General features: G+C 61.5%; 10 protein-coding genes. 1 reads left to right on the top strand and 9 read right to left on the bottom strand.

Annotated features, from left to right (window positions below; all coding sequences use genetic code 11):
* Window positions 1–9 precede the first annotated feature (9 nt).
* The 3 genes from HX866_RS24790 to coxB all read right to left on the bottom strand — a co-directional run bounded on the left by HX866_RS24790 (window position 10) and on the right by coxB (window position 3,370).
* Complete coding sequence (locus HX866_RS24790; protein ID WP_177125415.1) at window positions 10–558, bottom strand: cytochrome c oxidase assembly protein; 549 nt, start codon at window positions 556–558, stop codon at window positions 10–12.
* A gap of 3 nt (window positions 559–561) precedes the next feature.
* On the bottom strand, window positions 562–2,160 hold the full coding sequence (gene ctaD, locus HX866_RS24795) for a cytochrome c oxidase subunit I (protein WP_177093796.1): 1,599 nt from the start codon (window positions 2,158–2,160) through the stop codon (window positions 562–564).
* Window positions 2,161–2,242: 82 nt separating this feature from the next.
* The gene (gene coxB, locus HX866_RS24800) at window positions 2,243–3,370 is read right to left on the bottom strand and encodes a cytochrome c oxidase subunit II (protein WP_177093797.1); all 1,128 of its coding nucleotides are present in this window, start codon (window positions 3,368–3,370) and stop codon (window positions 2,243–2,245) included.
* Window positions 3,371–3,741: 371 nt separating this feature from the next.
* On the opposite strand from coxB, the gene HX866_RS24805 reads away from it, so the two are divergent.
* A complete protein-coding gene (locus tag HX866_RS24805) occupies window positions 3,742–4,392 on the top strand; it encodes a hypothetical protein (RefSeq protein ID WP_177140582.1) in 651 nt (216 codons plus the stop codon).
* Between the two features lie 164 nt (window positions 4,393–4,556).
* Here HX866_RS24805 and HX866_RS24810 read toward each other — a convergent pair whose 3' ends face one another.
* The 6 genes from HX866_RS24810 to HX866_RS24835 all read right to left on the bottom strand — a co-directional run bounded on the left by HX866_RS24810 (window position 4,557) and on the right by HX866_RS24835 (window position 12,265).
* Window positions 4,557–6,092 (bottom strand): SulP family inorganic anion transporter, encoded by a 1,536-nt coding sequence (locus HX866_RS24810; protein ID WP_177140583.1) that lies wholly within the window; start codon window positions 6,090–6,092, stop codon window positions 4,557–4,559.
* Between the two features lie 95 nt (window positions 6,093–6,187).
* Window positions 6,188–6,919 (bottom strand): carbonic anhydrase, encoded by a 732-nt coding sequence (locus HX866_RS24815; RefSeq protein ID WP_177125417.1) that lies wholly within the window; start codon window positions 6,917–6,919, stop codon window positions 6,188–6,190.
* A gap of 256 nt (window positions 6,920–7,175) precedes the next feature.
* Window positions 7,176–8,234, bottom strand: a complete 1,059-nt coding sequence (locus HX866_RS24820; protein WP_177140584.1) for a PA0069 family radical SAM protein — start codon at window positions 8,232–8,234, stop codon at window positions 7,176–7,178.
* A gap of 216 nt (window positions 8,235–8,450) precedes the next feature.
* Window positions 8,451–9,725: a cytochrome c gene (locus HX866_RS24825; RefSeq protein ID WP_177140585.1), complete on the bottom strand. Its 1,275-nt coding sequence runs from the start codon at window positions 9,723–9,725 to the stop codon at window positions 8,451–8,453.
* A gap of 12 nt (window positions 9,726–9,737) precedes the next feature.
* Window positions 9,738–11,522: a GMC family oxidoreductase gene (locus HX866_RS24830; RefSeq protein WP_177140586.1), complete on the bottom strand. Its 1,785-nt coding sequence runs from the start codon at window positions 11,520–11,522 to the stop codon at window positions 9,738–9,740.
* Window positions 11,523–11,524: 2 nt separating this feature from the next.
* Complete coding sequence (locus tag HX866_RS24835; RefSeq protein ID WP_177093804.1) at window positions 11,525–12,265, bottom strand: gluconate 2-dehydrogenase subunit 3 family protein; 741 nt, start codon at window positions 12,263–12,265, stop codon at window positions 11,525–11,527.
* Window positions 12,266–12,558: the final 293 nt, after the last annotated feature.

The raw sequence follows: 12,558 nt of genomic DNA on the forward strand, positions 1-12,558 counted from the left end.
CCAAATGTCCTAGCCGCCCGTACCCGCTGCAGGCGGATTGCGGGCGGTGATGTCGAACAGCGTATAAGCCAGCGTCAGGTGCTTCACATCCTTGGGCATGTCGCGGTCAACGATGAAACGTACCGGCATCTCGATCCGCTGCCCGGGCTGCAGCGTCTGCTGGGTAAAGCAGAAGCATTCGGTCTTGTGGAAATACACCGCCGCATTCGCCGGGGCGATGCTCGGGATGGCCTGGGCCTTCATCACATGATCGGTGGGGTTGTAGGCGACGAAGAGCATCTCGTTGACCGCACCGGGGTGCACGCTCAACTGCTCGGCCTCGGGATAGAACTCCCAGACCATGTCGACGGCATTGGTCGAGAGGAACTGCACGCCGATCTTGCGCGACAGGTCGACCACCTGCTCGCCTTCATATTGCCCGGCGGTCTTGCCGTTGATCCCGAAGGCCTTGCACATCACGTCGTAGAGCGGAACCAGGGCAAAACCGAAGGCGAACATCGCTACCACCACCAGCAACAGGCGCGTGACCAGGCGTTTGAGCGAGATCGAGTCGGCCATGACTTATTTGACTTCCGGCGGCGTGGTAAAGGTGTGATACGGCGCCGGCGAGGGAATGCTCCACTCCAGGCCTTCCGCGCCATCCCAGGGTTTGGCCGGGGCCGGCGGACCGCTGCGAATGCACTTGATGACGATGAACAGGAACAGCAACTGCGTGACCCCGAACATGAAGCCGCCGATCGAGGAGACCATGTTGAAGTTGGCGAACTGCAGGTTGTAGTCCGGCACCCGCCGCGGCATCCCCGCCAGGCCGACGAAGTGCATCGGGAAGAAGGTCAGGTTCATGCCGATGAACGACAGCCAGAAGTGCAGCTTGCCGAGGGTTTCGTCGTACATGTGGCCGGTCCACTTCGGCAGCCAGTAGTAGGTCGAGGCGAAGATCCCGAAGATCGCCCCCGGCACCAGCACGTAGTGGAAATGCGCCACCACGAAATAGGTGCCGTGGTACTGGAAGTCCGCCGGCGCCATCGCCAGCATCAGCCCGGAGAACCCGCCGATGCTGAACAGGATGACGAAGGCCACCGCAAACAGCATGGGCGTCTCGAAGGTCAGCGAGCCTTGCCACATGGTGCTGACCCAGTTGAACACCTTCACCCCGGTCGGCACCGCGATGAGCATGGTCGCGTACATGTAGAACAGCTCGCCGACCAGGGGAATGCCAACCACGAACATGTGGTGGCCCCAGACGATGAACGAGAGGAAGGCGATGCTCGCCGTGGCGTAGACCATCGAGGTGTAGCCGAACAGCGGCTTGCGGGAAAACGCCGGGATGATCGCACTGACCGCGCCGAACGCCGGCAGGATCATGATGTACACCTCGGGATGGCCGAAGAACCAGAACACATGCTGGAACAGCACCGGATCACCGCCGCCGGCGGCGCTGAAGAAGCTGGTGCCGAAATGGATGTCCATCAGCATCATGGTCACGCAGCCCGCCAGCACCGGCATCACCGCAATCAGCAGGAACGCGGTGATCAGCCAGGTCCAGACGAACAGCGGCATCTTCATCAGGGTCATGCCCGGTGCACGCAGGTTGAGAATGGTCGAGATCACGTTGATCGCGCCCATGATCGAACTGATGCCCATCATGTGGATGGCGAAGATGAAGAAGGTCACGCTTTCGGGCGCGTAGGTGGTCGACAGCGGCGCATAGAAGGTCCAACCGAAGTTCGGTCCGCCGCCGGGCATGAACAGGGTCGAAACCATCAGCGAGAACGCCGCCGGCAGCAGCCAGAAACTGAAGTTGTTCATCCGCGGCAAGGCCATGTCCGGCGCGCCGATCATCAGCGGGATCATCCAGTTGGCCAGGCCGACGAAGGCCGGCATCACCGCGCCGAAGACCATCACCAGGCCGTGCATGGTGGTCATCTGGTTGAAGAACGCCGGTTCGACAATGTGCAGGCCCGGCTGGAACAGCTCGGCGCGGATCACCATGGCGAAGGAGCCGCCGAGCAGGAACATGGCGAAGCTGAACCACAGGTACAACGTGCCGATATCCTTGTGGTTGGTGGTCAGTACCCAGCGCATCAGGCCCTTGGCGGGACCGTGGGCGGCGTGCTCATCGTGGCCGCCATGGCCATGGTCGTCGATCACTGCACTCATGTCCTGTCTCCTGCAAACGGCTGAACGGCTGGGCGCGGGGCGCGGGGCCCCGGCCGATTCGGCGAACCCGCAACGGACCTGTTCATTTGCCCTCCGTCTGCTTCAGCGCCAGTACTTCCTTGGGCGTGACCATGTCGCCCTTGTTGTTGCCCCAGGCATTGCGTTCGTAGGTCACGACGGCGGCGATATCGACTTCCGACAACTGTTTGCCGAAGGCCGCCATGGCCGTGCCCGGTTTGCCGAAGAACACCCGGTGCAGGTGATCCTCCTTGGGGCCGGTGGCGATCTTCGAGCCCTTGAGTGCCGGGAACATCGGCGGCAGGCCCTGGCCCTCGGCCTGGTGACAGGCCACACAAGTGGTGTGGTAGATCTTGTCGCCGCGTTCCTTGAGTTCCTCGAGGGTCCACTCCTTGCTGGTCAGTTCCTTGAGCTTGGCGGATTCGGCCTTGCGATCGGCCAGCCAGCTGTCGTAGTCGGCCTTGGTGCGGACATCGACCACCACCGGCATGAAGCCGTGGTCCTTGCCGCACAGTTCGGAGCATTGCCCACGGTAGATGCCGGGCTTGTCGACCCGGGTCCAGGCTTCGTTGAAGAACCCCGGGATGGCATCGCGCTTGACGGCGAAGGCCGGCACCCACCAGGAATGGATCACGTCGGCGGAGGTCACCAGGAAACGCACCTTGGCGCCCACCGGCAAGACCAGCGGCTGGTCGACTTCCAACAGGTAGTTTTCGCCCTTGGGCACCTGGTTATGCATCTGTTCGGCGGGGGTGGACAGGTTGCTGAAGAATTCGACATCCTGGCCCAGGTATTTGTAGTGCCACTTCCATTGATAGCCGGTGATCTGGATATCGATGTCCGACTCACTGGTGTCGTACATCTTGATCAAGGTGGCGGTCGCGGGAATCGCCATCACCACCAGGATCAGCAAGGGCACGATGGTCCAGAGGATTTCCACGGTGGTGCTTTCATGGAACTTGGCCGCTACCTGGCCGGTGGAGCGTCGGTGTACGATCATCGACCAGAACATCGCGCCGAACACGATGATGCCGATCACCACACAGATCCAGAAAATGGTCATGTGCAGATCAAAGATCTCGTGACTGACTTCCGTAGCTCCAGGCGTCATATTCACGGTCCAGGCGGCCTGCGCCTGACTGAATATCGACCACAACAGGAGGCCCATCCAGACTCGTGGATGTCGCATCATTGCGGGTTCCCCTTATCGTTCTTGTTATCCCGCCGGCTTTCACCTGCGGCCAAGGGAATGGTCGTACTGCGTAAGCGGACCATTCGGCCTGGCCTGCAACAGCAGCCGGGCGTCATCAGCTAACTCCCTACAAAATCGAGTATAGACAGCGACCGGGACCGCGCCATGCGATGTCGGAAATGAACTGACAGGTGACTTTGAATAAGGCTCAAAGCCTTTATTTACCTGGGCTCGAGCGAAGATGATGGCAAATCGATATAACTCATGCATATAAGCATGAAATAATTATTACAAATGCGTCTGAACATCTTTTATAACCCAGCTACTTTGTATTCTCCCTTTTTCCCTTTGTCTCACCCTCTGGAGTTTTCATGAACACCGCCGCATTGCGCGAGCAGATTCAACGTGCCCATCAACACGAGACCGGTACCGGCCAGTTGACTCGTCAACTTGAAGTTCAATTGCCGCACCTTCATCCCGCTATTCAATTACCGGACGTCGACGCAAAAGGTGTGCTGACGCGATTTGTAAAAGCGTATATCGACCTGGTACCCGACCTGCTGGATGCGGCCAACGAGGTGGCGCGCGAAGCCGGCATCGAGGCGCAGATCAAGCCTGTACTGAAAATTGCCGAGCAGTTTTTCCTGCAACCGCCGGCGATCCTGGACGGCCATGTCGGGCTCGACGAGCTGCTCGACGAAGCCTATCTGGCGCACCGCCTGGTGGAGGAGGTCAACGACCTGTACATCAAGCACTTCGGCCAGCCGTTGATTCCATCGGACATTACCGTGGCCAACCTGATCGCCCACCAGTTGATCGGCGAGACGTTCGCCAACCAGCTGGATGAAGCGGTGCATCACGCGGTTGATGAAATGCTCAACGAAGAGAGCTTTGCCCTGGAATCAGTGGAAGCCTATCGCGAGCGCCTGCACAGCCCGGACACCGAAGCGGCATGGAAGCGCTGGCCCTGCCTGTCGCGCCAACTGGGCGTGGGCTTGGAGCTGGAGCAGCCTGGGGCCTGAACCGGCCAGCCGGTCAAAGCCGAACGCGGCCCCCTGCCAACGCGGTCCCCTGTAGGAGCTGGCTTGCCAGCGATTAGGCCCTCAAGGCTTGCATCGTTTTTACGGTTGCCATCGCCAGCAAGCTGGCTCCTACATTAGGTTTTGCGGCGTTTTCCAGAGCACCATCAGGCGGCGGCAGAGCCGATGCCCGTGGTGGTCCGTAGCCGTCCTTCCAGACGTCGTTTCAAACCATGGGACTCGATCACCAGGCGTGAACCCTTGGCCCGGTTGGCCCGATCCCATTCTTCCAGCAGTTCCAGGCAGGAATGGTCGATGTAACTCAGGTTGCCCAGCGGCACATGCACCACCGTGCCCGATGGAATCGTCGACAGCACCTGGGTCAGTGCCGGCACCTTGAGAAAGGTCGCCGCCCCCAAGAGCCGCAACTCCATCTCGCCCTCGGTGGGCAAGTCCACCAGGCTGATTTTCAAGCGCGAGGCTTTCCAGGCCAGCTTCGCCAGGGTCAGGCCGAAGCCGATCAACACCCCCGTCAGCAAGTCGGTGCAGACAATCGCCAACGCCGTGGCCCCATAGGTCAACATCGGCATCCGTCCGTAGCGCCCCAGGCCGCGAAAGGCCTTGAGGTCCACCAGCTTGATGCCCGTATACACCAGCACACCCGCCAGGCTCGCCACCGGAATGCTTTGCAGCACGCTGGACAGCAACAGCACAAACGCCAGCAGCCACAGGCCATGGAACATGGCCGACAACCGGGTCCGGGCGCCGGCCTGGACATTCGCCGAGCTGCGCACGATCACCCCGGTCATGGGCAACGCCCCGAGCAGGCCACAGAGCATATTGCCGACACCCTGCGCCGACAGTTCGCGGTCGAAGTCCGAACGCTGGCCGTCGTGCATACGGTCCACGGCGGCCGCTGACAACAGGGTTTCAGCGCTGGCGATAAAGGCCACCGCAAAGGCCGCGATCAGCAGCTTGGGATCGGCCAGGTTGAGCAGGTCGGCGGGCCGCAGCCAATCGATGGCTTCAGCCAGATTGGCTGGAACTTCCACGCGCTTGACCGACAGCGCCAGCAACAGGCTCGCCAGGGTCGCCAGGCCGACGCCCAGCAGCGCGCCCGGAACAAAGCGCAGGGCCTGGGGTTTGCGCTTGTCCCATAGCCACATCACCAGCATCGTCCCCAGGCCCAAAGCCCCGGCCTGCAAGCCGCTGCCTTCGCCGGAAAACACCTGACCCAGAGCGGCGGGGAAGCCCAGCAGATTGTCCAACCCCGAGGGCAGGGGCGAACCGTCCAGCATCACATGAACCTGGGACAACACGATCAACACGCCAATACCGGCGAGCATGCCGTAGACCACTGCCGGCGCGGTGACCCGGAACCAGCAGCCCAGGCGCAGGCGTCCGGCCAGCAGTTGCAGCAGGCCGGCCAGCAACAGGATCGGCCCGAGCATGGCCATGCCGTGCTCGCGCACCAGTTCGAACACCAGCACCGCCAGGCCCGCGGCCGGACCGCTGACCTGCAACGGCGACCCCGCTAACCAGCCCACCACCAACCCACCGATGATGCCGGTGATCAGCCCTTTGGACGGCGGCATGCCGGACGCGATAGCGATCCCCATGCACAACGGCAGGGCGACCAGGAATACCACCACCGAAGCCAACAGCTCCCGTGGCAAAACCGCTTTCAGTTGTGCTGCACGCATGATCAATCTCCTGAGGATTTCTTCAGGCATGGCAAAGCCCGACCGCTCGAACGTCGGTCGTGGCTGAACCCAAGGGTTTGAGGAAGCTTCAGGCGCTAGAAGCGGGCTTTGGGCGTCGCACTCGGGATCGGATGAGTACCGTCGAGGGGCAGGAAGCAGGCCCGATCGGCGTCATACGCTTTGATTTCGCTGGTTTCGATGTTGTAGACCCAGCCATGGATAAACAGGTGACCGTTGGCCATGCGCGAGGCCACCGAGGGGTGCGTGCGCAAGTGCTGCAACTGGGCGATGACGTTTTCTTCGGTCAGCACGTGCATGCTTTCGCTTTCGTTGGCGCAGTCGCAGTTCTCATGGACCATGGTCTTCGCCACTTCCGCATGGCGCAGCCAGGCTTTGACCGTAGGCATCTTTTCCAGGCTGTCGGGGTTGAGCACCGCACGCATGGCACCGCAATCCGAATGCCCACAAACGATGATGTGTTGCACGCCCAGGGCCAGCACCGCGTATTCGATGGCGGTCGAGACACCGCCGTTCATCTGCCCATAGGGCGGCACCACGTTACCGACGTTGCGGGTCACGAACAGGTCGCCGGGGGCGCTTTGGGTAATCAGCTCGGGCACGATGCGCGAGTCGGCACAGGCGATGAACATCGCCCGCGGGCTCTGGGCCGTGGCGAGCTTCTTGAACAGTTCTTCCTGTTGCGGAAAGACTTCATGATGAAAATGCAGGAAGCCATCAACGATATGCTGCAGCGCCGCATCGGCACTTTCGGCCCCGGGGAGCCCTGGTACCGACGCAGCCAATGGCTGTTTATCCTTGTCACTCATGATTCATCCTCTTTTCTGACGGATTGAAGGAGATTTTCCTGATTTGGCTTGCTCGCGGCCAGCACTCTCGGATCAATGCGCCTGATTCCTTGAACACCACCTGCACGAAACAGGCAACTTCACCCTAGCTGCGAAAACTTAACTCAAGCTGAATCAGAGGCTCTAGGACGGACGTTCCAGAAGTTCCTTGGGCTAGTGCTCCAAGAGTATAGGCGCAAGCCAAACGCCGCCAAGCGACCTTCGTCCGGGCCATGTCTCAGAGTAGCGACATCTGCCCTCCGGGGGGACAGAACGCCGCGCAATCGAGGTTGAAGCCTTCCCGACGGTTGAGGCCCAGGCGCTTGATGGCCTTGGCAAAGCGTTGCGCCAACAGGTCGGCAAACGGCCCTTCGCCGCGCATCCGTGCACCGAACCGGCTGTCATAGAGTTCCCCGCCGCGGGTCTGGCGGATCAGGCTCAGCACATGGGCCGCCCGTTGCGGGTAATGGGCGGCCAGCCACTCCTCGAACAGCGGCGCGACCTCCAGCGGCAGCCGCAGCATCATGTAGGCGGCGCTCTGGGCGCCGGCGTCACGGGCCTCGGTGAGCAGGCTTTCCAGCTCGCTGTCGTTGATCATCGGAATCATCGGCGAACACAGCACGCCCACCGGGATCCCCGCTTCACGCATCACCCGGATCGCCCGCAAGCGCGCCTTGGGTGCCGCCGCACGAGGTTCGAGGATGCGCTTGAGTTCGTCGTCGAGGCTGGTCAGGCTGATCATCACCGCCACCAGGCGTTGCTGCGCCAGCTCCGTCAGCAGGTCGAGGTCGCGCAGGATCAGCGAGCCCTTGGTGACGATGGTGACCGGATGCCGATAGCGCAGCAACACCTCGAGAATCCGCCGGGTGAGCTTATGCTCGCGCTCGATCGGCTGGTAGGGATCAGTGTTGGAGCCCAGGTTGATCGGCGCAACACGATAGCCCGGCTTGGACAGTTGCTGCTCCAGCACGGCGGCCGCGTTGGTCTTGGCAATCAGCTTGGTTTCGAAATCCAGGCCTGGGGACATATCCCAGTAGGCGTGGCTGGGCCGGGCGTAGCAGTAGATGCAACCGTGCTCGCAGCCGCGATAGGGGTTGATGGTGCGGTCGAAAGGCAGGTCGGGGGAGGTGTTGCGGGTGATGATGGATTTCGCCGTCTCGAGGCGCACCTCGGTGCCCTGGGTCAGCGGAACCTCCTGGTACCAACCGTCGTCCTCGGCCACCGAACGATTGGGTGCGAAGCGGTTGTGCGGGTTGGTCGCGGTGCCACGGCCACGGGGAGGGAGCGGGGTGAACATTGGAAATGCTCCATTACTGTATTTATATACAGTAATGGAGTCGGGCGAATCTGCCTAGCGCCGTCTGGCTGAACGTGCCGCCCCTGTAGGAGCGAGCTTGCTCGCGATGAGGCCCTTGAGTCTTGCATCGACTATTCGGCCGCCATCGCGAGCAAGCTCGCTCCTACATTGATTGGAGTATGCGAGCGTTATCGGGTTGTTCGGGCGTTGAGGATTTTATGGAGTGGCCTGTGCATCCTCCTTGCGCAACGCCGCCACCTCACTGGCCTTCACCTCGCCGCCCTGGTTACCCCAACTGCCGCGAATGAAACCGACCACATCCGCCACTTCCTGATCCGACAACCGCCAGGCATACGCCGGCATGGTGAAGGCCGAAGGCGCGCTGTGGGTCGCTGGCAAGGTGCCGCCCTTGAGCACGATATGGATCAACGATGTCGGGTCCGCCGATTGCACCACCGGGTTGCCGGCCAACGCCGGGAACACCCGGGTGTAACCATGACCGTCGGTACGGTGGCAGGCCGCGCAGTTGTCGATATACACCGACGCCCCCGGCTTGCTGTCATCGCCTTTCCACAGGGCCTGTGCGACTTGTGGCTCATAGGCATGAGGCACGTCCTTCGGATCCGTCGGCGGCAGACTCTTGAGGTAGCGGGCAATGGCCGTCAGGTCGTCATCGCTCATGTACTGCATGCTGTGCACCACCACGTCGCTCATGCCGCCGAATACCGCGCTGCGATCACTGCGACCGGTCTTGAGGAACTGCACCAGTTGCGCTTCGTTCCAGCTGCCGAGGCCATCCTTGTGGTCGCCGCGCAGGCTCTTCGCGATCCAGCCCTCCAGCGGCGCGCTGCCCGCCAGGAAGGCACTGCCATCACTCGCTCCCAAGGCCTTTTCCTGCATGGTCAGGGCCCGTGGCGTATGGCAGGCACCGCAATGGCCGAGGCCTTCCACCAGGTAGGCGCCACGGCTCACCACCGGGTCGGCGCCGCTGCCGGCCTGATATTCGGCGACCTTGGGTGCAAATACCCAGCGCCACCCCGCCAACGGCCAGCGCATGCTCAGCGGCCAGGGGATGTCGACGGCCTTGTTGTCCTGCGCCACCGGCGCCACGCCCTTCATGAAATAGGCGTACAGCGCCTGCATATCGCTGTCGCTGACCCGGGCGTAGGACGGATAGGGCATCGCCGGGTAAAGGGTACTGCCGTTCTTCGCCACACCATGACGGACCGCCTGGTCGAAGTCCTCGAAGCTGTAGGCGCCGATCCCACTTTTGTCCGGGGTGATATTGGTCGAGTAGATCGTGCCGATGGGCGTCTGCATCGGCAGCCCACCGGCGAACGGCTGGCCGCCCTTGGCCGTGTGACAGGCCACGCAGTCCCCGGCCCGCGCCAGGTATTCGCCTTGCTTGATCAGGGCCGACGGATCGGCCTCGGCGGCGCTGACCGCGCCATTGCCCAACAGTGCCAGGGTGGCGATAACCAATGCTTTCATGTTCATCGCTCCTTATGCCTGAACCAGTGGGCCGGGGTTCTTCAGGTACTGCTCGCGGATCGCCCGGGCCGACCAGTAGGTCAGCGCCGCCACCAGCCCGGTGGGGTTGTAGCCCAGCCCCTGGGGGAAGGCCGACGCGCCGGGGACGAAGACGTTATGCACGTCCCAGGATTGCAGGTAGCGGTTCAGCGCGCTGGTTTTCGGGTCGGTGCCCATGATCGCGCCGCCGTTGAGGTGGGTGGTCTGGTAGGACGCGGTGTTGAAGTGTTCCCCCACCTGCTTGCCCAGCAGGGCAATGGCCTTGGGATTCATCGCTTCGGCGACCTTGCTCAATTTGCCCATCATGAAGCGGTTCATCTTGATGTCGTTTTCCTGCCAGTCGAAGGTCATCCGCAGCAAGGGCAAGCCGTAGGCATCGCGGTAAACCGGGTCGAGATCGAGGTAGTTGCCCCGGTAGGATTGGTGCGCACCGTGGGCATCCATCGACACTTGGTGGGTGTAGTAATCCGCCGTGGCGCGTTTCCAGGCACTGCCCCAGGCCGGCGTACCGGGCGGGTTCGAGGTCCCGGCAATCGGCCGGCTGCCGGCCTGGTTGACCCACATCGGCGAGCCACCGACAAAACCGTGTGGCCCGTGGTCGAAGTTGTCGGCATTGAAGTCGTCGATCGCCACGCCGTTGCCACCGGCGCCGATAAAGTTGTTGGTGTACACGTCCTTGTCGAAGAACGCTTTGACGGTGCCCATGTTCTGGTAGGCGAAGTTCTTGCCCACCACGCCTTCGCCAGTGAGCGGGTCGTAGGGTTTGCCGATGCCGGACAACAGCATCAACCGCACGTTATGGAACTGGAAGGCGCCGAGAATCACCAGGTCGGCCTGTTGCTCGACCTCGCGGCCCTGGGCGTCGACATAGGTCACGCCAGTGGCCTTGCGCTTGGTGCTGTCGAGATTGACCCGCAGCACGTGGGAATTGGGCCGCAGTTCGAAGTTCGGCACCTGGCGCAACGCTGGCAGGATGTTCACGTTCGGCGAGGCCTTGGAGTACATGTAGCAGACATAACCGCTACAGAAACCGCAGAAATTGCACGGGCCCATCTGTGCGCCGTAAGGATTGGTGTAAGGCCCTGAGGTATTTGCCGACGGCAGATTGTAGGGCTTGTAGCCGACCTCGCTGGCGGCTTTCTGGAACAGCTGCGCGGAGTAAGTGTTCTTCTGCGCCTCCAGCGGAAAAGGATTGGAACGATCCGGCGCGTAGGGATTGCCGCCTTTGTCCTGGCCGACCACTTGGCCCTTGACGGTCCAGGCCTGGCCCGAGGTGCCGAAGACCTTTTCGGCATAGTCGAAGAACGGCTCCAGCTCTTCGTAGCTGACACCGAAGTCCTGGATGGTCATGTCCTTGGGGATGAAATCCTTGCCGTAGCGCTCTTCATAGTGACTGCGGATGCGCAACTCGATGGGGTCGACCCGAAAGTGCACCCCCGACCAGTGCAGGCCGGCACCGCCCACGCCATTGCCCGGCAGGAACGCGCCGAGCTGGCGGTTCGGCAGGGCGACGTCATTCACGCTATGGCGAATGGTGACAGTTTCCTTGGAGATATCCTGGAAGAGTTTCTTGCGCACGCTGTAGGTGAGTTCGTCGATCACCTGTGGGTAATTGCCGTCGGGGTAGGTGTCCTGCATCGGACCCCGCTCCAGGGCCACGACATTGAGCCCGGCTTCAGTCAGCTCCTTGGCCATGATCGCACCGGTCCAGCCGAAACCGACGATGACCGCGTCGACCTTCTTCATTTGAATCGCCATGCTTACGCCCTCTCGCCGCGAATGGATACAGCCGGGAAGGGGTATTGCTCGTTGCGTTCAACCCAATCCATGAAGTCGGCGCGAGCGCCGGGGAAGCCGATCAGGGTCCAGCCGACCAGGCCCTTATTGCCGCCGTGGATCGGGTCGCAGAAGAAACCTTCCTTGGTGTTTTGCAGCAGAAAGCTGAAGAAAATCTTCGGCGGGACACTGTCGAAGTCGGCGTCGCCAGCCTCCAGTCGCTTGAGCAAAGCATCCTGGGTAGCGCTGTCTTGCGCAGCAAAGGTTGAACCCTGCAGCTTCTTGCACCAGGCCTCCGTGGCAGCGATACCCAGGCGATAGATCTCTCGCGGCACCAGTTTGCTTTGCCAGCCCATCTCCGCTGGAGCCTCGGCGGCGAAGGGCCCCTGCATGAACCACAAGGCGCCACTGGCGTAGGGCGTGTTCATTTGCCGGTCGATAAATTCCGGCACACCGGCTTCCAGGGCGCCCGGCCCCCGCTCATCGGCCGGAATCAGACGGGCCACGGCAGCGTTGAGAAAAGCCCATTCCTCGGCAGTGAAGAAACTCGGTTCATAGGGCCCGTTGTTGACCGATGCCTTCTCGGCGGCCGCTGGCGTCGCTTGCGATGCAGCCTGCAGGACACTGCTACCCAGGGCACTGCTCGCCACAGTGACCACCGGGATCAAGGTCAGGGTTTTGCGCAGGAACTCACGCCGGGGGTTATCTCGATCTTGATCAGACATGGCGCTACCTCACTCATCATGCACGCACGGATTAATCGGCCGCTTCTATTGAGCAACCTGTCATTTTCGGGCCGCGGTTTCCATCGAGGCACTTCCGATAGAGAACACACCGGCAACCGTTAGTTACAAATGATAGCAGCCTAAGTATCAAGATGAATCGTTTCAGCTAACAATCACGGCCTTTTTCGTGGTGTATTGCACCCTACTCACAAATCTTTGACACTCGACTCACAGGCTTTTGATCCGAAAAAATCAATGTTATAGGGCACTGTCGAGTTCTTTCTTTTCGGGCG

The organism is Pseudomonas gingeri (assembly GCF_013386165.1).
Taxonomy (GTDB): domain Bacteria; phylum Pseudomonadota; class Gammaproteobacteria; order Pseudomonadales; family Pseudomonadaceae; genus Aquipseudomonas; species Aquipseudomonas gingeri_C.